This window comes from Photobacterium sp. DNB22_13_2, from assembly GCF_052873915.1.
This window is the reverse complement of sequence record NZ_JBNNXU010000006.1, coordinates 221,017-247,423: the sequence shown is the minus strand read 5'-3', so window position 1 is coordinate 247,423 and position 26,407 is coordinate 221,017. Positions and strand designations below refer to the sequence as shown.

Sequence of the window (26,407 nt, the reverse complement as noted above, 5' to 3'; positions counted from 1 at the left end):
TTTTGAACTGACTTCTTGTCAGTCTTGCTGTTATGCGTTTTATTTCCCTATGTCGTGTGGCACAAAATTTGTGCCAATATGGCAGAAATAAAAGACATGCACTGTAATATCACCGTTGTGCAGGTGTGACCAGCCTGTCAGCTTTATTGTTGGCTGTTTGTTGATCGTTATCATGAATAGGCAAAAACAGTGAATAATATTGCGAACTATTTGCCGAGTCTGTAATTGATCTTCATTAATTCTGTCATTGTACTGTCTTTTACCTGTTACTGTAACGTCAAGTAATTGAATTATATTGCCTTAATAATGTGCATTAATGGTTTTTGAAGCCGCTTCAATTCACCGTGTGTTCTCTCTTGTTAAATCAGGCTCGCCACTGTTATCTAACATGATTTTCCGCGCGGTATTGCGTAGTGCAAGTGTTGCCTGCCAATCACTGCCGTCAGGTTTAATTAGCGGGCTGATAATAACGTCGATATCTCCCTTGCGGGGAAAGAGTGATTTATCTCTTAAAATGGAGCGGGTGCCTTTTAGCGTAATGGTGAGTATTGGTATCTGCTTTTCGACCGCGATTTGAAATGCACCGAGGTGAAAGTCATGCAGGCCAGCCATTCGATATAACGTCCCTTCGGGGAAAATAGTCAACGGCCTTGGACTATTGGCGAATGCGGCTAACTGACGGCTATCGGTGAGGCTTTTCTGGGTATCGAACCGATCGACAAAATGGGTGCCCAATTTATTGAGGAAAGTACGGGCAAAAACATTGCCTTTGAGCTCAGACTTGGCGACAAACTGGTGCTCTTTGCCTGTCGCAGCCAACAGCACTAGGCCGTCTAGGTAACTGGCATGGTTGACGATAACCAGATATGGTGAATCGTCGGTAGGGATATGTTCAATGCCGTCTATTGCCAGTTTGGTGCCGGTTAGCTTGATGAGTGAGCGAGCACCCCAGCGGGCAACTGACCAGCAAGCTGATCGTGTCGGTAACAGCGCGACCAGTACCCAAACGGGCGGTGCTAATAATGCCATGATCAGCCACATATAGCAGGCAAAGCCCCAGTCTGCAGCCAATCGCCTGAAGCGTATGAATGCAGGCTTGGCGCTGGACATGAACAAACGGGTCGCTTGCCACCATACGGCACGCTGTGGGGCACTAAGCTTGTCTTCCTCAAACAGGGTTTTACATGCTGAGCGGCGGATTTTACCACTGGAGGTTTTGGGCACTGTATGGGGAGGGCAGAGCTCGACCACATCGGTGGGGATCCCTAACAGATTGAATGACAGGTTCTGTATCTCATCCCTTAGCTGCTGCTTTTTTTGTTCATCTTCAAGTTTGGTTTCGGCCAGTACCACCAATTGCTCGGTGCCTGTTTTGGGGTTGGCACTAGCAAACACCGCAACACAGCCTTTGCGGATACCATCAAGTTGGCTGACGGCTGATTCCAATTCTTGCGGGTAGATGTTACGGCCAGCTTTAATAATGATGTCTTTAACCCGGCCGGTGAGAAACAGCTCCCCCTCCATTGTTAGGCCACGATCGCCGGTTCTAAGCCAGTCACCATGGAAGAGCTCGGCAGTCTTATCTGGGATTCGATAGTAACCCGCTGTTGATGAAGGGCCTTTGAATTCCAATTCACCTTCTTGGCGTTCTGGTACTTCTCTTCCTTGACTATCGACAATACGGATTTGGTGCCCTGGCAGTGGGTGCCCCAGTCCGATAAGCGGAATACTGTGCTCGAGCAAAGTATTGATGTCTTGATCTTGTTCGGTTACATCACTGTTGACGGCTTTACCCGAGTTCATCATAGCTTTACCGGTATTCATCATTGCTTGCCGATCTACCCATTCCACCCTTGGTTTGCGGGTTTTGAGCGGGAACGTTAATCCGACCGACGACTCAGCAAGTCCGTAAACGGGGGTCATCGCCTCAGGGGCAAAACCATGATCTTGGTAGCGATGGGCAAACGCTTTCATTGTTGCCGGGCTAATGGGCTCTGCGCCATTCCAGCAATGCCTTACTGAGGAGAGATCCAAGCCTTCCAAGTCAGCATCCGCAATCTTGTTTACACATAGCTCGTAGGCAAAGTTGGGGGCGGCGGTTATGGTTCCCCGGTGATGGTGCAGTGCCCACAACCAACGCTTGGGCTGGGTAAGAAAATTAAGCGGAGACATAATCACTAAGGGGATAGCATGATAAAGGCTGCCAAACCAAGCGCCAATTAATCCCATGTCATGGTAAACCGGCAACCAACTGACGAATACATCGTCAGAGGTGGCGCCGACGGCTTTGCCCATCGCCCGAATATTGGCAAGTAGATTGGCGTGGGTAAGTTTCACTCCTTTGGGGACACCGGTACTGCCAGATGTGTATTGCAAAAAGGCAATATCATCTGGTTGGGCTTGGCCTAATGGTAGTTGCTCGGAAGTGACGGATTCAGCCGATAGGGTTTCAATCTCTTCGGTGGTGACAATATGCTGCAATGCAGGCACATGCAGTTTGAGCAGGGTAGATAACCCTTTGGCTTGTTCGACTGTGATCAGTAATTTGGTTTCGGCATTCTGCAAAATCTTGCTGTGCCTGATCAGGTGATCTTCAATTTGCGAAGCCCTCGCTGGTGGGTAGATCGGTACCGGGATTGCTCTCGATAATAAAATCCCAAAGAAACAATAAAAATAGGCGTTACAAGTGGGCAGCATGATCGCTACGGTATCACCAGGGCCGATACCGAGATCTTGCAGCCGACAGGCGATGATCTTTGCCTGCTGGTAGAGAGTTTGGTAACTGATGGATTCGACATTGTCCGCGTTTTGATATACATACAAATGTGGTCGTTCACCGTGTTGATCGACGTGCCATCGCAGTAGATCTTGCAGTGTTGTTACTTGATCGGGGTAATTGGAGGCTGAAGGTAACTCAATCCTTTCTGCTGAGGATTTTATCGCCGCTGGGTGCTGTTCGGCATTGAAGATCGCATTGAGCAAGTCGCGGGGAGTTTCGATTTCTGCCAGTGTCTGCGTGGGAAGCGAAAGGGCAAACTGCTGTTCGGTGCGTTGGAGCAGTTCGGCTCTGGCTAAGCTGTCGAGGCCCAGATCTTGGTCGAGCTTGCTGTCAAGGTGGACGGAACTGCTATCGAAATTGTCTGGGGTGATTTCGTTAGCAAGCTCTTTCACTATGCCGAGTAATGAATGGGCAGCCTGTTTGGGATCGGAATAGGGAAGGGGATTCTGGCTTTCCATGGGCTACCATTTTTTGTTGTTATGATGCCTAAAGTGTAGCCAAAATCGGCATTAATGCCGTTAAATGTATGAAAAGTGTGGTGATGTGCACACTCAGTATCGATGTCTATTAAATGCGACTAGATCATCGATACCTCATGGTGTATTAGCGTGCTATTTACCCATTATGCGTTGCTGGCGACTTGGCTTAGCATGGTCTTATTTTCTTCAAGCCATTGAACATAACTTTGTGGCTGACGTCCTGTAAGCTTCTCGTATGCTTGGCTCGTGCCATCAGAAAATGCGCCGCGAGCGTGTTGATCCATCGTGGTCACCAGCGCCACAATGCCTTCCGGAAGACCGAAAGATTCCAGTTGTGTTTTTAGCTCATCATCGGATTGATGGATGACTTTAACGTCCAACTCTAGCGTTTGGTTGATCATAGCTGCCATCTCTTCCGTGGTTAGGGATTGCGGGCCGTTAAGTGTTAGGGTCTGCTTACTCGCTTCACCTTTAACTAATGAAGCCGCTGCCGCGTAGGCGAGATCTCGACGACTGATCTGGGCTGACTTGCCTTCTTTGGCTGCCGTAAACCAAGCTTGGCTTTGTAGTGTGCTAGCGAAAAACTCAACCAAGTTCTCGAAATACCAGTTATTACGCAGTACCGTCCAGCTGTTGATTTGGCTGTCATTGATAGCTTTCTCAGTGGCTTCATGCTCAAACGCAAATACCACTGGTGAGTTATCAGCTGCTGGCATCGAGGTATACGAAAGGTGCTTGATGCCGACGTTGTCTGCAGCAATGATAGCGTTATGATGCAGTTCGCTACGCTGGCCGATGGCATCAATGCTGATCAGCAGCATGTTGTCGGCACCAGCAAAGGCTTTTTCTAATGAAGCTGGGTCTGAAAAGTCAGCTTCACGAACATCGACACCACGTTCTGCCAAGTGGGCGAGGCTTGCTGCGCGGCGAGTGGTGGCGATGATCTGGTTGGCTGGCACATTGAAATCATTCAGCAGAAACTCGATAACCTGTTTGCCGAGCTTACCTGATGCGCCTGTGATGAGCAGTTTACGATCTGACATGGTGTTTCTCCTGATAGTGATGTCTTTGGCTTGTATTGGCGATTAATGCCGTTTGTTGCCGTTGGTTATCACTATATCGTTTACTCTTTGATTGATAATTAGCGTAACGATAAACTCATTGTTTATCATGGTTAAACAATGGTGTAATTATGAGTATCTCACTCGACGACATGATGGTGTTCGCGGTGGTAGTGGAACAGCAATCTTTTACTAAAGCAGCCGATATACTTGGCCTTGGCAAGGCAAGAGTGTCGCAAGTGGTGTCACGGTTGGAGTCTAACTTGGATGTCAGGTTGCTTAACCGGACAACACGCTCATTGTCATTGACTGAGGCGGGCACGTTGTATTACCAAAAGTGCAAAGAGATCCAAGAAATAGCCCAAACGGCTAATGCAGAAGTGCAGTTTGACACGGCCGAGCCAAGTGGTTTGATACGTATTTCAACGCCAGTTGGGAGCCGCGAGTTGGTCAAACAGTTAAGCAACTTTTTGACGCTTTACCCAAAGATCAGCTTGGATATTATCGAAAGCGATGGTTATCAAGATCTCACGGAAGAACGCTGTGATATAGCGATTCGTGCCTCAACGGCATTGGTGGACTCTAGCTTGTACGCGATCAAGATTGGCGAGTTCACTGACATGCTGTGCGCCTCAAAAAATTACCTTGAGCGCTTCCCACCAGTGGAAGCTATCAATGATTTAACCGCTATGAACTGGCTCAGCCATGCCATTGTTCATGGACGCAAACATTTGGTACTCAATAATGGTCAAGGCCAAACAACAGTATTGAATAAAGAGCCAGCACTGTCGGTACGCACGACCTCCATGCTCAAGGATTTTGTTCTTACTGGGGAAGGCTTTGCCATAATGCCAAGCTTTGTGATTGAGAATGAGCTGGAATCAGGACAGATCATTCGGATATTACCGGAGTTGCACGGTGTTACAGTGTCGCTTTATGCCGTATACCAGCACAAAGCTCTGATGCCGAAGAAGGTTAGGACGCTGGTCGATTATCTCAGGACAAATTCACTCTCGGCATAGGTATCAAGCCCGCTTGCTCAACGAATGCCATGTTGCATTTCTCGGTGTGGTATTTACTCAATTTAGTTTGATTGCACCATCAATACAGGGCCATGAGTTGAGCTTCTGAAGAGTAAAAGACGCTCCGTTATTCCACATCATGAATTATTTTCATGTTCTATGTGAAGCAAAAGCTATTTTATTCAACTATCGAACAAAGTATAAAAAAGACTGCTCTTAGCGTTAGGTAAATTACAGCATTTTTTAAATCCGGCTATTCGTCGTAAATAGCAAAATGCTGTGAAATTTATCGGTTGGGAAAACAAAAACAGAATCATCCCTTAAAAAGAGTAAGGAATAAATTCAGCTTTTTTCTAAGGAAATAGGATACCAAATCACGATGAATAACGATTTCATATTTGCAATAAAGAGTATTTCTTTTGATGAAAATTATCAGCCATCAGATAATACACGTGTCACTACTAACTTCGCCAATTTGGCTCGAGGCAATAGCCGCCAAGAGAATCTGCGCAATGCACTAAAAATGATTGATAATCGTTTTAATGCACTGGCGTATTGGGATAACCCTGAAGGTGACCGCTACTCTGTCGAGCTTGAGATCATCTCTGTTGATATGGGTATACAAGGCTGTGGTGAAGCCTTTCCGTCGATTGAAGTGCTGAAAAATAACATTGTTGACCACAAGACCAAGGAACGCATTGAAGGCATTGTAGGGAATAACTTTTCCTCTTACGTACGAGACTACGATTTTAGTGTTCTCTTGCTGGATCATAACAAAAACCAACCTCAATTCAGTATTCCGAATAACTTTGGCGATCTGCATGGAAAGCTCTTTAAGTCTTTTGTGAAATCAGATTTATATAAACAGCATTTTAAAAAGCCGCCAGTGATATGTCTGAGCGTATCTGATAATAAGGTTTATAATCGCACTGACAATCAACATCCTGTATTAGGTTTTGAGTATCGGCCAAATGAATCTTCTTTGACTGAACAATATTTCAAAAAGATGGGATTGCAGGTTCGCTATTTTATGCCGCAAAATAGCGTTGCTCCTTTGGCTTTTTATTTCTTTGGTGATTTGCTGAATGATTATTCTAATCTAGAGCTCATAAGCACCATCAGCACGATGGAGACCTTCCAAAAAATTTATCGACCTGAAATCTATAATGCCAATGCTGTTGCAGGTAAGTGCTACCAACCAAATTTGAAGAACCTGGATCATTCATTAACTCAAATTGTTTATGATCGTGAAGAACGGAGCCTGTTAGCGATTGAGCAGGGGAGGTTTGCCGAGGAGCATTTCATCAAACCATACCAAACAATTCTCGAACAATGGTCTGCAAATTACGCTTAGTCAATAACGAGACCCCATATCTGGAACAACGGGCAGTATTTACCATGAAAATATTATTACCGACTTCAACGGCTGGCAGCTTACCTAAGCCATCTTGGCTGGCTCAACCTGAGACACTTTGGTCTCCTTGGAAATTACAGGGTGAGGAACTCATTGATGGCAAGCAGGATGCTTTACGTTTGTCTTTGCAAGAGCAGCAACTTGCAGGGATTGATATTGTTAGCGATGGGGAGCAAACACGTCAACACTTTGTGACTACGTTTATTGAGCACCTTAGAGGCGTTGATTTTGAGAATCGTAAAACGGTTAAGATTCGTGATCGCTATGAGGCGAGCGTACCGACGGTTGTTGGTCCCGTGAGCCGCCAAAAGCCAGTCTTTGTCGAAGATGCCAAGTTTCTACGTCAGCAAACCAAACAGCCTATTAAGTGGGCTTTACCTGGCCCCATGACGATGGTCGACACGCTTTATGATGGCCATTATAAAAGTCGCGAAAAGCTCGCTTGGGAGTTCGCCAAGATTCTCAATCAAGAAGCGAAAGAATTAGAAGCGGCGGGTGTCGATATCATCCAATTTGATGAGCCTGCCTTTAATGTGTTTTTTGATGAGGTTAACGATTGGGGGATTGCTTGTTTAGAAAGAGCAATTGAAGGACTGAAGTGTGAAACGGCTGTTCATATTTGCTATGGCTACGGTATCAAAGCCAATACCGATTGGAAAAAGACGTTGGGCTCAGAGTGGCGACAGTACGAAGAAGTGTTCCCTAAACTGCAAAAATCGAATATCGATATAATCTCGCTAGAGTGTCACAACTCTCGTGTGCCTATCGAGTTGCTTGCGCTTATTCGAGGTAAGAAGGTGATGGTTGGTGCAATCGATGTCGCAACCAACACAGTTGAAACGCCAGAAGATGTTGCCAACACGCTGCGAGAAGCACTTAAGTATGTTGATGCCGACAAGCTTTACCCTTGTACCAACTGTGGTATGGCTCCTTTGTCTCGTGAAGTGTCTACAGCCAAGCTCAATGCCTTAAGTGCAGGTGTAGAAATCGTCCGAAGAGAACTATCTTCTTAGTTGCAATTGAAACAACGCATGTTTAGAAATACAAAACCAAGAGCCACTTTCTTGGTTTTTATTTAAGGTACTCTCCCTAATACTCTTACCTACATATCCTTTTGCTTTTCGAGATTCGAGATTCGAGAAGGTCGCAGCTATACCAAAACCTCAACGAAACAGGCCCAGCATCGACCTAGCGGGTGCTAGTGGGAACGATACTGGGCCGAGGGTCAGTTGTAACTTAGTAAGTTAGAGTGTTTATTTTAGGTCAAAGCGGTCTGCATTCATTACCTTGGTCCACGCGGCGATGAAGTCAGTTACAAACTTCTCCTTGGCATCATCTTGGGCGTAAACTTCAGCAATAGCGCGAAGTTGAGAGTTCGAGCCAAACACCAAGTCCACACGGGTCGCGGTCCATTTCTTCTCTCCAGTCGCTCGGTCTGTCCCTAGGTAGGCGCTGTTGTTAGGACACACTGGTTTCCATTCTGTCGCCATGTCCACAAGGTTGATGAAGAAGTCGTTGCTTAGCACGCCAACTTTATCGGTCAATACGCCATGTGCTGTATTGTTGTGGTTTGCGCCTAGTACACGTAGGCCGCCAATAAGTACTGTCATCTCTGGTGCTGATAGGCCAAGTAGTTGTGCTTTATCAAGCAACATCTCTTCAGCAGGAACTGAGAACAGTTTCTTAGCAAAGTTACGGAAACCGTCCGCTTCAGGTTCCAATACCGCAAACGACTCTTCATCAGTTTGCTCGGCTGTTGCGTCAACACGGCCAGCTGAGAATGGTACATCTACATCAAAACCGCCGTCTTTCGCTGCTTTCTCTATAGCAAGGTTACCAGCTAATACAATGAGGTCTGCGATGGATACGCCACGCTCACCTTTATTGAAGTCAGCTTGAATACCTTCTAAAACGGCCAGTACTTTATTTAGCTGCTCTGGTTGGTTTGCTTCCCAATTTTTTTGTGGTAATAAACGAATGCGCGCACCGTTGGCACCGCCACGGTAGTCTGAACCACGGTAAGTTGAAGCACTAGACCAAGCGGTAAATACCAGCTCAGAAACGCTGAGTTCTGAGTCAAGAACCGCTTGTTTCAGCTCAGCAACATCGCTACTTGAAAGAGCTGCAAAGCGTGCTTGTGGCAGTGGGTCTTGCCAAATCAGATCTTCTGACGGTGACTCTTCACCGATGTAACGGCTCTTCGGACCCATATCGCGGTGCGTCAATTTAAACCAAGCACGGGCAAAAGCATCAGCAAATTGATCTGGGTTTTCATGGAAGCGTTTTGAAATTGGACCGTAGATTGGGTCCATACGCATTGCCATGTCAGCGGTCGTCATGATGGTTTTCACTTTCTGAGATGCATCATGTGCTTTCGGGGCCATGTGATCTTTATCGACGCCAACTGGCTCCCACTGCCAGGCGCCTGCTGGGCTCTTCACAAGATCCCAGTCGTAGCCAAACAGCATATCGAAGTAACCGTTATCCCAAACGATAGGGTTTGGTGTCCAAGCGCCTTCAATTCCAGAAGTCGTTGTATCATCACCTTTACCTGTGCCAAAGCTGTTCTTCCAGCCAAAGCCCATTTCTTCTAGCGGTGCTGCTTCTGGCTCTGGTCCCATTTCTGCTTCAGAGCCTGCGCCGTGCGTCTTACCAAACGTGTGACCACCAGCAACGAGTGCAACGGTTTCTTCATCGTTCATACCCATGCGAGCAAAGGTATCGCGGATATCGCGGCCTGAAGCCAGTACGCTAGGATCACCATTTGGCCCCTCTGGGTTTACGTAGATCAAGCCCATTTGCACAGCGGCTAATGGCTTTTCTAAGTCTCGCTCACCTGAGTAACGCTCATCACCAAGCCAGTCGCTTTCAGCACCCCAGTAGATATCTTCTTCTGGTTCCCAAATATCGGCGCGACCACCGACAAACCCAAAGGTTGGTAGGCCCATAGATTCAATTGCAACGTTACCTGCAAGGATGAATAGGTCAGCCCAAGATAGGCTATTACCATACTTCTGTTTTACCGGCCAAAGTAGGCGACGAGCTTTGTCTAGGTTGCCATTATCTGGCCAGCTATTCAGTGGAGCAAAGCGTTGGTTACCTGTGTTAGCGCCCCCGCGACCATCTGAAGTACGGTATGTCCCTGCAGCGTGCCACGCCATACGGATCATAAATGGACCGTAATGACCATAGTCTGCCGGCCACCAATCTTGAGAGTCGGTCATGAGTGCTTCAAGGTCAGCTTTCACCGCTTTTAGGTTCAGCGCTTTGAAGGCTTCTGCATAGTTAAAGTCTTCACCTAAAGGGTTTGATTTCTTGTCATTCTGATGCAGTATTTTTAGGTTCAATTGGTTTGGCCACCAATCTACATTCTTCGTTGCTTTTCCGCCTAGGGTTGTATTCCCACCATGCATGACAGGGCATTTACCTGCTGAACTTTCTTGATCATTACTCATAGTGAACTCCTTGTCTGCCAGCAATCAGTGCGGCAGTCGTTATGTTTGGAAAACTCAGTATGAATATAGCGAGAATGAGAAATGTTTACAGATGGTTGTATCGATAGTTGTGATAGAGCGGACCTATCTATCTGTGAATCTAATAGTTAATTGATTTATATCAAAATGTTACAGGCTGGTGGCTAGGTAAAAAGAAACCCTGCCAGACAGATAGTATTGGCAGGGTTGAGACCATGGAAGATGTAGGTTATTAGGCCTGCTTTAACTCAACCTCATCGGCGATAAATCCACCTGTCTGGTGCTCCCAAAGCTGGGCATAGATACCGTGGTGATCCAATAGTTCCTGATGGGTACCTTGTTCGACAACTTCGCCTTTATCTAGAACAATCAGGCGATCCATAGCCGCAATAGTGGATAGGCGGTGGGCAATCGCGATAACGGTTTTACCTTCCATCAACTCGTATAGACTCTCCTGAATGGCGGCTTCAACTTCCGAGTCTAGTGCTGAGGTGGCTTCATCGAGGATCAAGACCGGGGCATCTTTCAGTAATACCCGTGAGATCGCAACGCGCTGGCGCTGGCCCCCGGAGAGTTTCACTCCGCGCTCACCGACTTGTGCATCGTAACCGACATTACCGTGGGGATCGCTGAGTGTCTGGATAAACTCGTGAGCATGAGCTTGTTTGGTTGCACTGAGTAACTCTTCTTCCGTCGCATCCGGACGACCGTAAAGGATATTCTCACGGATAGAGCGGTGCAGCAGCGAAGTATCCTGAGTCACCATACCGATTTGGCCACGCAGTGAATCTTGGGTTACATCGGAAATCGTCTGGCCGTCAATTTTGATGGCTCCCGATTCTACATCGTGGAAACGCATCAACAGGTTGACCAAGGTTGATTTACCGGCACCTGAGCGGCCAATCAACCCGATTTTCTCACCCGGTTTGATGTTGAGGTTAAGCTTTTCAATTACCCCTTTCCCTTCACCATAGTGGAAGCTGACATCGCTAAATTCAATCTCGCCCTTGGAAACGTTCAGGTCGGGTGCATTGGGTTTATCTTGGATGTCGACCGGCTTGGATAGGGTTTTCATGCCATCAACCACAGTACCGAGGTTTTCAAATAGGCTGCCGACTTCCCACATGATCCATTTGGACATACCGTTGATGCGCAATGCCAAGCTGACTGCGATGGCAATCGCACCAATGGATATTGCCGCGCTCGACCATAGCCAGATAGACATACCGGCAATGATGAAGACCAGCAGGTAGTTGATGGCTTCGACAGAAATATTAAAGCCGGTGACAAAGCGCATTTGGCGGTACACGGTATCCATGAAGCCGCTCATGCCTTGCTCGGCATATTCAGTTTCGCGGTTTGTGTGGGAAAACAGCTTAACGGTGGAAATGTTGGTATAGCTGTCGACTATGCGTCCGGTCATCATTGAACGTGCATCCGCCTGTTCAGTAGCAACCGCTTTGAGCTTCGGCACAAAGTAAAGTTGAATGCCAATATATGCTAGCAACCAAAGTAACATTGGGATCATCAACCTAGCATCGGACTGGCCAATCATCACCACCATTGAGGTGAAGTAGACAGTGATATACACCAGCACATCAAGTAGCTTCATCACCGTTTCGCGAACGGCCAGTGAGGTTTGCATTACCTTGGTGGCAATCCGTCCCGCAAACTCATCTTGGTAGAAGGACACACTTTGGCGAAGCAGGTAGCGGTGCGCCAACCATCGAATCGACATGGGATAGTTGCCTAGCAAGGTTTGATGGACAATCAGAGAGTGCAGAGTAATAAGGACAGGGACGATAATGACTACTAGCAGCCCCATGCCCATTAACTTGCCACCTTCCTCGGCCCAGAAAGTGTCTGGATTATGTACGGTTAGCCAATCTACCAGTTGTCCCATAAAGCCAAACAAGGAGACTTCAACGATTGCAATCAGTGCACTGAGTACCGACATGGCAAGCAATGGCAGTTCAAAACCACGGGTATAGTGGCGGCAGAAGGCGAGCAACCCCGTTGGTGGTTGCTCAGGCTCATGAGGCGGAAAGGCCTGAGCGAGCTTTTCGAAACGTTTGTACATAAATTGATGGTTCCAGTCTGGCAGATATGTTTGGCAAAATAGCTCTATCGAAGGATATAGCTCGGGGTAACGCTATGACTTGGTGCGCAATGGCATGGAGGCATAGAGAGAGGTGAAACCGGAGCGATATCCCGATAGGAAAAGGAATGTGTAGGAGCAATACTCAAACTTGAATTTACACATTATGGTTGGTAATTGTACATTTATGCAACTAAGAGGTTAAGGCTTAATTCTCTTTCAATCTTGCCTGATTCTGCATTATGGATAGGAAACACTGTGAAAATTATTGAAATACCAGCTGAGCTGACTCTGCCGATTCGACATCAGGTGCTGTGGCCAGATAAAAATATCGAATTTTGCCGAGTTCCTGATGATGCCGATGGCCTGCATTACGGGGTTTACGAAAATGACATATTGGTGTGTGTGGCGTCGATATTTATCGCTGGAGATCAGGCGAGATTAAGGAAATTTGCGACGCTGCCAGCTTATCAGAGCAAGGGGATCGGGAGCGCGGTGATCGAACATATTCTTGCTGATCTCAAGCTAAAAAGTGTCCGTTGTTTTTGGTGTGACGCTAGAGAGTCGGCAGGCGGATTTTATCATCGTTTTGGCATGGCTCCTGAAGGTGAGCGTTTTTACAAAGGGGATGTTCCTTACTTTAAAATGTCCATGACACTGAAATAAAATCAGCTTAGACTGGTGTTACCGGTAACAAATGATTGCCCAAGCTGCGGTCAGGCTTGTGGGAATCAAATGGATAATAAAGAAATACAGGAAGAATAATGAAAGAAAGTCAGCAACTGAATCTCGAATTTACCCCACTGATTGAGCAAGGCTTCGACCTTGCCGAGTGTCCACGATGGGACTGGCGCCAGCAGGCTTGGTGCTGGGTTAATATCCCTGCAGGTGAACTGTGGCGCCTGAAAGAGGGCAAAGCAGAAGCTCGACGCTGGGATGATATGCTTGGTTGTGCGGCGATGTGGGGTGAAAGCGGTTTTGTATTGGGTACCAAGTCCGGTGTTTATCTGCTAGAAGGCTGGGATGCCGAGCGTCAGCAAATTGCACCTCTTGAAAAAACGCACCCAAGAATGCGTTTTAACGATGGCCGTGCCGCTCCGGGTGGACGCTTTATGGCCGGTACGCGTAACGGTGCCAAAGAAGGCGATCAGGGCCAGTTCCATCAATTGATGGCGGGTGGTCAATTAGAAAAGATGCCAATGTTCGCTTGGACCTGTAATGGACTGGCGTTTTCACCATGTGGCAAGACGCTGTACTGGGCCGATACTGGTTCTAGCTTGGTTTATTGTGCTGACTACAACCCAGCAACGGGTGCGTATGGCGAAAATCGTGTCTTCTGTGATTTAACCGATTTCGATGGCCGTCCAGATGGTGCGTGTGTCGATAGTGAAGGCGCTTACTGGGTCGCCATGTACAGCGGCAAGTCGGTAGTGCGTATTGGTACGGATGGTGTGGTTACTCACGTGATCCCGGTACCGGCCGATAACCCAACCATGGTTGCTCTGGGCGGTGAGAAGGGTAACCAACTCGTAGTCACCAGTGCCGAAAGTTCTAATGGGCCGGGCAGTGTGCTGACCGCTCAAGTTGAGTGGCAGGGGATCGAAGAGCCTTTAGTGACCGTACTGTAAGGTTACCGTAACCACTTCTTAATCATGGGCGCTTAACTGGCTTAATCCGCACCCAGCTTTATTCTACGATAAGGCAGTTGCGCCCTTCTTCTTTGGCCTTGTAAAGGCAATTATCGGCACGTCGGATTAAGCTGTGAATGTCGCTCTCGGCGTGGGTCATACCCAGGCTTATGGTGTACTTGATGGTATTGCCGAGGATCGTCAGTTCAGACTCCGCAATTTCTTTGACTAAATGGTTTAGTCGTTGGGTAAATATTTCTGGTGAGTTGCCATAAAGAATACAGAATTCTTCACCCCCGAAGCGGGCAACCAAGGCATCCGGGAAATAACCTTGTAAGGTGTTAGCCAACTCAATCAACACCATGTCTCCGATATGGTGACCATAGTTGTCATTGAGTCGTTTGAAATTGTCGACATCAAGCAGGGCTAGGCAACGCGGTCCAGTATTCTTTTTTACCAACTGGTGGTTGAAGAAATAGCGGCGGTTCCATGACTGTGTAAGGTAATCTCGGTTGGCCAATAGATAGAGGTTGCGCTCGGAGTCAAGAATATTCAATGTACTGTGAAGTCGGCAGTAGAACTCTTCTTGATTAAAGGGCTTTTTGAGGAAGTCGTTGGCACCGGCCTTGAGGAACTTTGCCGTCAACGCTGGCTCTTCACTGGCTGAAAGGCCAATGATTGCGAGTTGTCCGGGGCGAAAGCGTTTTCTCAGTTCTTTAATCAAGCTGACGCCGTCCCGCTCTGGCATAGAATAATCGGTTATGACTAAAGAGATCGATTTGTGCTTGTTGATCATTTCCAGTGCTTGCTCGCCATTCTTGGCCTCAAGAACGGTCAGGTACTGTCTTTCAAGCAAACTACGAATGTACTTTCGTGCGGTGATGGAGTCATCAACGACTAATGCGGTATGGTCATGATTGCGTTCTAAGCGCTGTAGGATCGGGATGATACTGGCAATACAGGTCGGACTATCTTTGGGAATATAGTCAATGACTGTTTTGGCTAATACTTTTTCACGGGTCATCTCATCCATTAGCGCCGTCAAAACAATGACTTTGATACCAACAGACAAACAAACATCGATGATCTCACCATCTTGCCCGTCAGGCAGACAGTAATCGAGAATGGCACAGAGGAAGTCTGTACTATTGTCTAAAACAGCTTCGGCTTCAGCAATGGAGTTGGCTATAACGGGTGTGTAACCTGCTTGCCTTAGCTCACTTTCAATGACTCGACGGAATGGACGGCTATCTTCGACGACCAATACTTTTTGTTCCATCACTCTAATCCTGCAGCTGTCTATTATTATCATTGTTTATAAGGCGCAGTATTATGAGCTATTTTATTTTGAGATACAATTAACACAATCTCTTGTTTTAAGAAATATATTTGCTCGAACAGAAAAAACTGTAAATTTAGCTTGGCATCGAATCAAATTTTGGTCACGCTAGTGTTGTTTTTTTGCTCGTTTTATGTATTGGATTACGTGTGTATGGTTTGTATCCCTTTGATGTAAAATAACTCAATAGTCTTAGCCTCTGATTTACAACGAAGGAAATCACGGGTTTGGCCAGCATAATACAAGGGTATAATTAAACATGTAATGTTATAACCCTGTCATTTTTTTAATTTTTTATCTATTAAAATAAAATATAGCTGAACATAGCAAGCCACTATTTGTGATTTTTATTTATTACCGATAAATAATCTGAAAACTTATTTTTCATTACATTCTCTATACCTCATGAAAATTAATGGTTAAGTCTTTTTTTTTTAGATGAATCACGGGCAATTTCTGGCCATAGAATATTACCCGTACTGTTTGTCGTGCTACGCTTTTTAAGCAGGGCTGTAGTGCTGCAAAATTGCAGTGACTTCTTTTATACGGCGTTGAAAACTGGCTTTAGAGGCGCGTTCGTGCTCGGTATGATCACCATCGCCAAATGGACCAAAGCCGTCGAGTGTCGGGACACCTGCACCTGCCATTATATTGGCGTCACTGACCCCACCGCGTTGCTCTGTTTTGAGTGGGTAACCCAGAATGCTGGCAAAAGTATCAAGCAGGATCTGCTGCTCAGCCGTTGGGGTCATGACATCACGTTGTAATCCGCCTTCTATCTTGGCGGTTACCCCACCAACACCATGCTGGTGGATCAGCTCAGGAATAGCACTCAGTACACGCTCTTGTTCTTGTGTTTGGGTAAAACGTGCTTCAACCATTAATTCTGCACCGGGAGAGATGGTATTGGTGCTGATCCCACCTTTAATTTTACCGACATTGACGGTCGTTCCTTGCTCAATGTGTGTTAATTCATCTAAAGCAATGAGTAATTTGGCGGCGGCAAGGTTGGCATTCTTGCCTAGGTGATAATTATTTCCGGCATGTGCGGCCACTCCAGTGAGTTCAATGCGATACGTTGCTACCCCTTTGCGACCAACAACGACCTCATGGTTTGGGCCAGCAGCTTCGAAGTCAATACAGGCATCGTAATGGTGGGCAATTTGACGGGTGACAAATTTACTGTCATCGCTGCCAGTCTCTTCATCACTAACGAGGAGTACATCTATATTGCGAATTTGCCCATGGGTTTGTTGCAGGTTTCGTAAGGCACTCAGCGCGACAAGGTTACCTCCTTTCATGTCACAGGTTCCTGGACCATATACCCACTCATCATCCTCATGGAAGCTTTCAAAAATCCCCGGAGGGAATACGGTGTCCAAGTGGCCAAGCAGTAACAATTTAGGGGCGCTATTTTGCCTTGGTGTGGTGAACAATAAATGATCGCCAACACTTTCACGATGGAATACCTCAATATTAAACCCTAGTGGTTTCAACCACTTTTTCATGGTCTGACCACTCAGATCTACGCCTTTCTTATTCCCAGTCCAGGAGTTTATTTCGACTATTGTTTTTAAATCAGTGAAATTGATAGGTTCCATAATTTGATTCCTTGCACAGGTTTGGTGTTTTTTCTGTGCTGTTTGAGAGAAAGTTCCACATAGCTCACTGTTACCACATATATGCAACATTATGATGTCAAACTATATTACTATCCTGTTGGTTTTAATCACAATGCCACATCGGCATATTTTTGAGCTGCTCACAAAGGAGTGACACATGGCAAGGCACCGGGTCGGTTTATGGATGTATGAAAACTGTGGAGGAAAAGAAATAGAGCAAAAAATCGTCAGTAAACTGCGAGAGCGTGAGATTGATGTCTTGACGGCACTGAATCTGGCGCAAGCAACCGCATTTGACGGAAATATTGTGTGTAATGGACAACAACTCAACGAACTCGACCTGTTTTTCTCTTATAACGCGGGCCAGCAGTCGCCATATCAGGTGTATCTCTATCAGGTACTCAATTCGATGATGCCGATGATCAATAACTACGCATCATTTGCGCTTACCGAAGATAAATTCCGCACCGCCCATGTGCTGAAGTCACATGGAATTACTGCGACGGATTACCTTGTTTGCAATAAGTACAATTTGGAGCAGGTCAGGGCGCACATGCAGTTCTGGGGCGGCAAGGCGATATGCAAACCGGTCGATGGCTGGGGTGGTAACGGTATTATCAAGTTGGAAAACGAACATGATTTGGAATTGCTGACGCCGTTTATCAATCAGCAGCAAGCGCCGCAGTTCTATATTGAACGAGTGATTGAGAATGACTATTCAGACTATCGCATCGATATTGTCGATAATAAGTATGTTGCTTGCTATGGCCGCAAAGCTGCACCGGGAAGTTGGAAAACGAATGTGACCAGTGGCGGGAGTGTGATTAAGCGCGAACCTGTGCCTGAAGTTATTGAACTGGCACTAAAAGCTGCGAAAGTGACCGGTTTAGAGGTGGCGGGTGTAGATATTATCTATGACGTCGAGCACCAGCGTTATGTGGTGATTGAAGTCAATGGAATCCCTGCGTTTGCCACGCCGGACCAAGAAGCATTTGGCCTTGATTTTAATGACACCAAGATTGACTACTTGGTAGACCTTATTGATCGCACTGTCACCAAAGACAGTAAGGCGCCAGCCAAAGGCTTTATCCCATCCCTATCAGAAGCGCTTATCAAACCTAACCTGCTTACCGAGGAAGCTGCAGTATGAACACCTTGAATCAAACGCGTCCCAAAATCGGCTTGTTGTACCTTGATCATGTACTGCGCTTTTTCAATCGCTCGAACTTCAAAGGGTGGCCAGATAAAATAGAGCAGGTTACCTATCACTGGGGTAATGACAAAGACCGCTTCGTTGCCGAAGTGAAGCGCAAGAAAATCGATGTGTTGATTGGTAATATCCCGGCTACCGCCTACGAGACATTTCGCGCTATCGCCCGTGAGTTGCCGGGGGTACGCTTTTTACCGTCACTCGACAGTCAGTTCAGTAATAAATCAAAAGAGAACGTCACCCACTTTTGTGAGAAATACGATTTGCCGATCCCGCGCACTCGTATTTTCTATGAAGTGGAACAAGCGCTGGATTTTCTAACGAATACCGATTATCCGAAAATCGTCAAACGCTCTTATGGCCCATCAAATTACGGTGGTTATTTTGTCCATAAAGTGGATAGCGCCGAAGAAGCATTGCGATTGTTCTCGGAGAAACGTTACTACCCGGCATATATCCAAGATTTCGTACCGATGAAAGCGGATATTCGAGTGATGTTAGTTGGTCATCAACCAGTATGCGCGTTCTGGCGTCGTCCACCAGAAGGTGAGTGGTTAACCAATACCAGTCAGGGCGGGAGTATGGATTATCAGGCTGTGCCTGAAGAGGTGCTTGAATTAGCGGTAAAAGCATCGAAAGCCGCCAACGCGGAGTATTGGGCCTGTGATATTGCCGTGAGTATGGATGATGACTACACCATTTTGGAATGTGCCACGGCCTTTGCTGCCTTCCCATATATTCGCGACTGGATTGGCCAATATTTGATGTGGTTATTGGCACCACAGGACTTCCGTAAGCCGTATTTTGCTCATCGCAACTGGGAAGAGTTGGGTAAGATTGACTCGTCATTGCTTCGCACCATGCGTTATATCGGGTTTGGTCAGCCTGACTATTCAACCGATACCGGCGAATATGCTCCTGCTGATGAGCAGTATCGCTTATTGGAAACCCGTTATAAACAGGAAGAAGAGTGGCCGAGTGAAGCGTGGAACTTCCAAGGTAATACCCCTACCAAAGTGATTGCTGCCGATAAGCCAGTGGCTGGGTACTCTGGTGTCTCCATCAGAGAGATTATGGAAGAGGCTGATACGGGGATTGAACAACAGGGTGAGGTGGATATTTCTCCTGTATTTAAAACTGTTGACGTCACTGTTGAGACCAAGGAGCTAAGTGAACAAGAGCTGCTTGCGTTTTTCCTTCAGGTTAAGAGTGTAGGGAAAATCTTGGCCACTGATATTGTCACCACCCTAGGCGCGAGCGAGACACTTCGCGTACTCAACCATCAACCTGAAGTTCTACTGCAGTTCAGAAACCTCAAGCACAAGAAGCTGGCTATTATCATGGATGGATGGCATCAGTACTGTGCGAAAAAGCAGTATCGCTATGAAGAGGTTGCTGAATGAAGAAACAATATATCTCTTACCAGGGCATGATGGACCTTCTGGAAGAGGCCATGGCGAAGTATCCGGATTTGATCCGCTTGCAGAGCATTGGTGAGACTCATGAAGGGCGGCCAATAATGATGGTAACCATATCGCAAGATGTGGCCTATGCGGATTTAAAGCCAGCGCTGCTTTATACCGGTACTATTCATGCTCGGGAGTGGATCGGTATTGAGCTAGCGGTCAGTTTTATCCGATATTTACTGGATAATTACCCATCCAACCCGGATGTGGTAGAGGCGCTGGCTCGTAATACTTTGTACATGGTGCCTTGCCTGAACCCTGATGGTTTTGAGTATTCCCGTAAGCATTTTTCGTTCTGGCGTAAAAATCGTCGCGACAATGGTGATGGGACTTTTGGGGTCGATCTCAACCGAAACTTTGGTATTAATTTCCGGCAATCGACACAAACCAGCTCTAATATCTACGGTGGTCCTGGCCCGTTTTCTGAACCGGAAACGCAGGCGATTAAACAGTTTGTCGAAAGCCGTGACAATATCTGTGTGGCGTTGGATTACCACTCGCAGGGAAATGTATTTTTCCCTGCCCATAAGTTTAATCATGAGGCGGAACTTGAAGGCACGGATCTGAATATCCTCTGTGCCAACATGGCACGGGAAATCCACAAGGTTACCAAGCGTCAGTACGGTATCCACCGTGGTAAGCCGCCTGCCAACTTGATCCACGGTAGTGGTCGTGAGTATTACTACGACAAGGGTATTCTCTCTACGGTGGTTGAGGTGGGGAGCCGGAATATTCCGGATTACCTGATTAACATGTCACAGAGTGTCGATGAAAATATCCCAGCGCTGCTCTATGCCCTCAGAACAACGATTGATTACTCGAAATTGGCGCCCAGCCGGCCGGAGAGCTTCTCAACCAAAGACATCACCGCTAATTCGGTTGAGTTGATCTGGGAGCCGGGGAAAGAAGATGATGGTTGTTATTACAAGATTTATCGCAGTGAAACACCGAAGGCACCCTGTACCCGGGAAAACCTGATCGCAATAACGTCGCAATTAAGCTACACCGACAAGCAGCTCAAATCTGGTCGTCGATATTTCTACAATTTGCGTAAAGTAAACCGGGTGAACCGAATCAAGTCGCCGTTCGCCCCTGAGTTGAAAATCAAAACCTTGCTCGAGCGTGATGAGTTCTCGTTTACCCTGTTTCCGAACCCTGAAAAAATCGGTTATGTGGGCGAGTTAACCCGTGCTAACAATGCCGAACACTTTGGCCATAACTCACTGTTTATCGGTGTGAATAAAACCAAAGGGATCTGCTACGGCGTTATTGATTATGACATGAGGCGGCTACCGGCTGATGCCAAAATCAAGGATGCTTTGTTCTCGCTTTATCCAATGAACCGGGTCGGGGCGAAAATTGAGAACTACGGTGAATGGTCGGTATCTATCCTGAATCCGGATGAGATCACTGATATTTCAGACTTTGATCAAATCCATCATGCAACGCCAATACAGACGTTGGGGAATGCGATCGACTCGGATCAGCTGACGCAGGGGATCTGGAAGAGCTGGCACTTCAGTGCGATGGAAAAAGGATTGATCGAACAACAGCTGGAGAAAGGACGTTTGCTGTTGAGGCTGCAAGGTCCCGTTGATTTGCCGATGGGTAATGATTCCCAGATGATGCAGTTTGATATCGGATACGGACGCTTTGGTGGTGGGATCCATTATCGGCCAAATTTGGATTTGGTTTATCACCGTAAGCCCTATCAGCTCTCTGTCGGTGCCAGTGCTTTCCACACGGTAAAGGCGAAAGAGGTTGAAGGTGGCAAGCTGCAAAGTGGCTATGATGCCAACGGTGAGCGCATTTTTGGGGTAGTGGACTTCACCTTACCTAGGATGTCTGAGCAGAGTGATGTGATATTTACCGATGCCTACTTTGTGCTGGAGAGCGCTTCGCTCACGGGAATTAACCAACCGATGCGCTTTATGGTTGAAATGGTTGATCTCGATGAGCCTGACTTTGAGCAGCTGAGTACCGGTGAGCCGATTGAATTTATCGGTTATGAAGTCAGCAGTGAAGGATTAGCCAAAACAGCCCGGCAGACTTTCATGTTCGATAGTTCTGCCCGTCAGTACCTTGAGGATTGCTACGATCAAAACCGAGCGGTGAAGTTAGTCATCAAGGCGACCTCAGCCTCCAAGCAGCATGATGCCTTGGTTGAATGGAAAACTGAATCTAATGACGGCACCATGTCTACCCAATTGGTGGTCGAGTATATCGAGCGCCGTAAGCAGCCATTGGAAACGCCTGAAAACTTTCAGGCTAACCTTGAAGGCGGCATGGTTAAGCTGACGTGGGATAACCCGCAGGACAGCTATTGGGTAGGTACGTATGTGGTGCGCAATAGCTTCCATCCACCGCGATCCCCGTTCGATGGGGTGAAGTTGTATGCTGGTAAAGACGGGTATACCTTCGACAAGTTTGGTAATGCCAACTTGGCCAAGTACTACTCGGTGTTCAACTACGATAATGTGCCTAACTATTCTGCCCCAGCGGTACTTAAGTTCAGCTCGGATGAAGTGACCCCGATTGAGTTTGATGAATTTGAAGCTCAGGACGAAGTCGAACAGCGCTATCGCCAAGGGGACTGATCCCAAGGCCGGTAACTGTTTGATATAAAAAGCCGCCAGTGCTGTCTATCTCTAAAGATAATAGCGCTGGCGGCTTTGTTTTTATTTAAGGGTCAATGATTAGTGTTGGTTAGCCTCAGCTCTGCCCCTGCCAGATCAATTCACATTGCTGGCTACCATCTTGAGCAATCGGCTTTTCAACCAACCAGCGCAGTGGCGAGACTACAGGGCTGGTGGTGAAACGAACCGAGGTCTCCATAATGGCGGATAATGGTATTGAGAAGTCGAAATCTTCAAACTTGCCAAAGACCTCTACCGGCGTTTGCAGGCTGAAAATTTGCGCCCGTTTCGACTGGGGGCGCAGGTACAGGGCAAAGTCTCTGTCGGCATAGCTGGCATCGAACTTGCCATTGACCTGAATACGCGTCGTATCCAGCAGCAAGTCGCGTTGGCTCATTGTGCCTTGCTTGATATCTAACCCCGCAGCAACACAATTGAGTACCGATGGGTCGTTGTTGGTAAAGTTTGGAATGATCGCATCGGTCAGGCTTACCGCCCATAGGTCGATCAAGTCCGACTCAAACTCTTGCGGCCATGCGGCAAAGCCGATAAAACCGTTGGCGTTATTCATCAGGCTATCTGGCGAATTAGCCAAACTGGTTAGGTTGAACTGGGTTGAAATATTGCCATACATGCCGCTTTCCGGTGCCAGACGGCGGGCGAGAACCCCGTAGTCGAAATTCTCGATATGGCCGTTTAGCTGGATATCAAACATATCACCCTGGGCTTTGATCTGGCTTGCCATCTCGACATTACCGCCCGGCAGCTGGATAGTCATCGGTTTGAGGTTGAACACGCCGTTTTCAAGCGCCCAGTGCAATTGACCTGCGCCTAGCCAGTCTTCACCGGAACGCACTTCATCGACATCCAGCGAGAAGTTGGCATTAAGCATGTCCAGACCATCGGTACTGATCAACGCCGTATTCTGTTTGTCATCAATGGTTTGGTCGGTGTCCGTTGTGCTTTCTTTTTCCCATGCCTGCCAGTCGCCAACCTTGAAGTCGTTGAGCTGGATAAATGGCGCACGGAAAGCCAGTTCGAGGCGAGGGCGTTGCTCTGCCTTGAGTGGTGGTAGCCAAGCGCCTTTACCGGTTAGTTGACTGTCGTTGACTTGTACCTTCATGTCGTTGAGGTGGTAGCCCTTGTTATCCATCGATAGGCTAGCAGCCAGAGTGATTGGCCCATAAGGTGGTAGGTCAATATCGCTAAAGGCTTCGAGTCTATCGAGGTTGGGCGTAAACACTTCAAAGGTGAGGTTGAGTGCTTGCGGGTCAATCGGCAGGCTGAGATTGGAGCTGGCGTCAAACCGCATGTCACCTACGTTGGCAGCCAGTGATACCGGTAGTGTCGAGCGGCCATCATTGGCTTCCTTGAGGGAAATCGATGATAGTTTGAATGACGCTGCTTTGCCTGCGGCCATTCCGTTAATCGTTAGGCGAGTAGCTGTGTCTGGTCCGGTCACAAACCGGCCTTGATCCAACTTAACTGTCAGCGCTTTGCCGGTGTAGCTATCGGCGATATTGGCGTGGCCACCAACCAACGCCGCATCAACCTCGGTATGTTCCATCAATTCTAGAATGGATCGCCCTGACAGAGAGACAGCCAGCTTGGCATGATCCAAGCGCATATCAAAGTCATCAGTAACATCGAATCGGCTCAGGATAGCCCCTATATCCGGTTGGTTTACGGCAAGGTTAAGCTCTGCATCAATATTGGCAGCATTGATACCTAAGCTCAGATCACCTTTGTAGGTACTGCCCGCAAAGCTGGCACTGATTGGCGCTTTGTTCATATTGCCATCACGGACCTGGCCGCTGAAGGATAAGTTATCTAGTTGCTGATCAGCCCATTTTAGTTTGTCGGCACGGAAGTTGAGATCGGCATCGGCAATCACCATTTCGCTACCCAGCAACGGTACATCCAAGTTTACCCCTTGGGTCGGCACGGTTTGCTCGACCTGTGGTAGTTCGTCATCATTGATGAACTGGCCAAACTGGGTGAAATCCAATTGCGAAAACTGGGCATCCATCACTAGGAAAGGACGCTGTTGGTCCGGTTGCCAGCGCAAGGTGACATCACCGTAGCTCTCTAGCAAGGCGAGATCTGGCATTGAGAGGTCGATCCAGCCATTTTGGTAGTTAAGTTTGCCATCAATATTGATGTTGCCGGATATATTGGTTTGGGTACCCAGCCAAGGATTGAGTAGGCTGGCATTATCACTGTTGATCTTAAGATCAAACCAGCTGCCTTCCTCCCAGCGGGTATGCTTCAGAAGCCCCTTGGCCTCGACAGAAATCGCCGGAGAGTCAAAGGTCAGGGTGGTTGGCCAGTCCCTGCCCATCATAATATCTTGTAAAGTACCCGCTTGGGCTTGGATATGGGCGGGTATGCCCATCAATTGGCCTTGGATATCGGATGTGAACTGACGATTAATACCGGCATTGAGCCTAGCTTGGTCAATGCTGAAGTTGGCTTCGCTACCCCATTCGACCAATGCTTTGTCGATGGCTAGGGACAGCTCGGCGCGCTCTAACCACTCACTGAGCTTGGTGCCGTTGGTCGTAACGGCGAGCTCTGCACGATCCAAATGACCGCGTGAATAAGGGATACCTGTGATCCAGTGGGCCATTTCGCCTAAAGGCGACTGTTCGGCACCCAGCCTGATATCCAAGTTGGACACCCAACCTGTAGCGTCGAGTGAAGCCTTGCCGCGAAAAGGCACCTCGGCAATATCAGCGGTCATCGGTGCTGATAACACTCCGGCTTTGCCGTTTACCGACAGGGATAGATGTTCAACCGGCGTGCCCAACCCTTTGATCTCATCAATGGAAAGATCGACCCGGGTCGTAGTTTTTTTCAGCCATTGCTCAAGGGCTCGTTGTAAAGGTGACTGTTGAGGAGGGGCTGCAAAAGCACGCATCATTGGCTGGGGTTCTGGCTGGAGCCAAGGACGTAGGTCAATCAATGGGATATTCAATTCGCCATCAATGACATTATGCTCGCCAAGCTCTATATCCAAATAGCCTGCGCCATGAGTGATCGGGCTGTCGATAACGAGGTCGCTGATCTTGATAGTGTTGGCGTTGGCATTAACGTGAGTGGAAATCGTCAATGGAGCCACATGCTTAGCATCGAATCCGAACAGGGCTTCAATAGGTCCGGTATCTTGCCATTGCAGGCTGATATCGGCATTGACCATATCCGATGCATCAGCATCAATATTCAGCTCTGCCCCAGCAAACGAGCCTCTGGCTTTCACCTTACCGGTTTGCTGGTTGATGAGTTGCTCGAGATCGCCAGTTAGCTGAATATCATATGGTTGGCCAATCATCGCTCCCTTGGCGGTAAATTCCCACTCATTGCCAAGCTGACTAAGGTTGAGGGCGTCGAGATACCAGTCGAAATACTGTCCTTGGCTTTGGTCTTCGAATACCACGGATAAGTTGTTGGCACTGACACGATCAGTAAGTGCTAACTTAAATGCAGAATCGTTATTGGCAGGGTTATCCTCATCAGCATTATCAGCGATGCTTGATACTGACGTTTGCGCCCCAAGCAACCAATTTGCCTGCCCATCATGGGCTTTGGCAAGATGCAGGTTGATATTGTCGAGCTCAAGGTAGTCAACGGCCAATGTCCCTTTGAGGAGCGGGAGTATTGCCACTTTAGCGTTGATCTTGCCTGAGGTAAGCATCGGTTGCCACTCAAAGGCATCGATATTGTCGATGTGTACACCTTCAAGGTGAACCTCAGGACGGAATGATAATACCAGCCCCATTTCCCCGTCGATACGGGTCTCTCGGTCAAGGTTAGTGGTCAGCCACTGGTTGATATCGTCTCGATAAGGCGTTAAGTCAACTTGGATTCCTACGGCAAGGGCTGCGGTGATAATCGCTGTGGGAGTGAGTAAACCAAGTCCTACCCACTTACTGATTTTCTTCAATGGCGACGTTATCGCTTTTGTCGGTGTCGCTGGGCTAGTAGTGGCTGTTGGCGACTCGGGCTGCGCATTAGCAGCATGGTTGTTTTTTTTTGGGCGCATAATGATTGCAAGAAGGCGAAAGACAAAAGAAAAAGCACAGCAAGAATGGCCTGTGCACTATTTTGGATGTTGTTTTATTAATAGCTTCAACCATACCATGAAATGGGTTTAGTAGGCATTAGAGGGGAGGGGAATTTA

The 26,407-nt window shown here is 47.5% G+C and carries 15 protein-coding genes; 8 read left to right on the top strand and 7 right to left on the bottom strand.

Going from position 1 to position 26,407, the window contains the following annotated elements; translation table 11 throughout:
* Nucleotides 1-339: 339 nt before the first annotated feature.
* Together ACVA58_RS11675 and ACVA58_RS11670 are read right to left on the bottom strand one after the other, a co-directional pair.
* On the bottom strand, nt 340-3,237 hold the full coding sequence (locus ACVA58_RS11675) for an AMP-binding protein (RefSeq protein ID WP_446510616.1): 2,898 nt from the start codon (nt 3,235-3,237) through the stop codon (nt 340-342).
* Between the two features lie 164 nt (nt 3,238-3,401).
* Nucleotides 3,402-4,301, bottom strand: a complete 900-nt coding sequence (locus tag ACVA58_RS11670) for an SDR family oxidoreductase (protein WP_446510615.1) — start codon at nt 4,299-4,301, stop codon at nt 3,402-3,404.
* A 149-nt stretch (nt 4,302-4,450) separates the two neighbouring features.
* On the opposite strand from ACVA58_RS11670, the gene ACVA58_RS11665 reads away from it, so the two are divergent.
* From ACVA58_RS11665 to ACVA58_RS11655, 3 genes are all read left to right on the top strand, one after another.
* Nucleotides 4,451-5,341, top strand: coding sequence for a LysR family transcriptional regulator (locus ACVA58_RS11665; protein WP_446510614.1), 891 nt, complete (start codon nt 4,451-4,453; stop codon nt 5,339-5,341).
* A gap of 379 nt (nt 5,342-5,720) precedes the next feature.
* Complete coding sequence (locus ACVA58_RS11660) at nt 5,721-6,695, top strand: DUF1852 domain-containing protein (protein ID WP_446510613.1); 975 nt, start codon at nt 5,721-5,723, stop codon at nt 6,693-6,695.
* A 44-nt stretch (nt 6,696-6,739) separates the two neighbouring features.
* Entirely contained in the window at nt 6,740-7,768 is a 1,029-nt protein-coding gene (locus tag ACVA58_RS11655) for a methionine synthase (protein WP_446510612.1), read from the top strand.
* A gap of 240 nt (nt 7,769-8,008) precedes the next feature.
* Here ACVA58_RS11655 and katG read toward each other — a convergent pair whose 3' ends face one another.
* On the bottom strand, nt 8,009-10,210 hold the full coding sequence (gene katG, locus ACVA58_RS11650) for a catalase/peroxidase HPI (RefSeq protein ID WP_446510611.1): 2,202 nt from the start codon (nt 10,208-10,210) through the stop codon (nt 8,009-8,011).
* Between the two features lie 250 nt (nt 10,211-10,460).
* Entirely contained in the window at nt 10,461-12,308 is a 1,848-nt protein-coding gene (locus ACVA58_RS11645) for an ABC transporter ATP-binding protein (protein WP_446510610.1), read from the bottom strand.
* Nucleotides 12,309-12,584: 276 nt separating this feature from the next.
* Here ACVA58_RS11645 and ACVA58_RS11640 point away from each other — a divergent pair, with 276 nt between their 5' ends.
* Nucleotides 12,585-12,992: a GNAT family N-acetyltransferase gene (locus ACVA58_RS11640; protein WP_446510609.1), complete on the top strand. Its 408-nt coding sequence runs from the start codon at nt 12,585-12,587 to the stop codon at nt 12,990-12,992.
* 98 nt (nt 12,993-13,090) lie between these two features.
* Nucleotides 13,091-13,954 carry an SMP-30/gluconolactonase/LRE family protein gene (locus ACVA58_RS11635; RefSeq protein ID WP_446510608.1) on the top strand — a complete coding sequence of 288 codons (864 nt, stop codon included), beginning with the start codon at nt 13,091-13,093 and terminating at the stop codon, nt 13,952-13,954.
* A 58-nt stretch (nt 13,955-14,012) separates the two neighbouring features.
* Here the strand turns inward: ACVA58_RS11635 and ACVA58_RS11630 are convergent, their stop codons facing one another.
* Nucleotides 14,013-15,233: a response regulator gene (locus tag ACVA58_RS11630; RefSeq protein ID WP_446510607.1), complete on the bottom strand. Its 1,221-nt coding sequence runs from the start codon at nt 15,231-15,233 to the stop codon at nt 14,013-14,015.
* Between the two features lie 560 nt (nt 15,234-15,793).
* Entirely contained in the window at nt 15,794-16,894 is a 1,101-nt protein-coding gene (locus ACVA58_RS11625) for a M20 family metallopeptidase (RefSeq protein WP_446510606.1), read from the bottom strand.
* Nucleotides 16,895-17,072: 178 nt separating this feature from the next.
* Here ACVA58_RS11625 and ACVA58_RS11620 point away from each other — a divergent pair, with 178 nt between their 5' ends.
* From ACVA58_RS11620 to ACVA58_RS11610, 3 genes are read left to right on the top strand one after another with little or no spacing between them, the layout of a single operon-like run.
* Entirely contained in the window at nt 17,073-18,065 is a 993-nt protein-coding gene (locus tag ACVA58_RS11620; RefSeq protein WP_446510605.1) for an ATP-grasp domain-containing protein, read from the top strand.
* A complete protein-coding gene (locus ACVA58_RS11615; RefSeq protein ID WP_446510604.1) occupies nt 18,062-19,528 on the top strand; it encodes an ATP-grasp domain-containing protein in 1,467 nt (488 codons plus the stop codon). Before ACVA58_RS11620 ends, ACVA58_RS11615 begins: the two co-directional genes overlap by 4 nt.
* Nucleotides 19,525-22,188 (top strand): M14 family zinc carboxypeptidase, encoded by a 2,664-nt coding sequence (locus ACVA58_RS11610; protein ID WP_446510603.1) that lies wholly within the window; start codon nt 19,525-19,527, stop codon nt 22,186-22,188. Before ACVA58_RS11615 ends, ACVA58_RS11610 begins: the two co-directional genes overlap by 4 nt.
* Before the next feature lie 115 nt (nt 22,189-22,303).
* On the opposite strand, the gene ACVA58_RS11605 is transcribed toward ACVA58_RS11610, so the two are convergent.
* Nucleotides 22,304-26,269: an AsmA family protein gene (locus ACVA58_RS11605; protein WP_446510602.1), complete on the bottom strand. Its 3,966-nt coding sequence runs from the start codon at nt 26,267-26,269 to the stop codon at nt 22,304-22,306.
* Between the last annotated feature and the right edge of the window lie 138 nt (nt 26,270-26,407).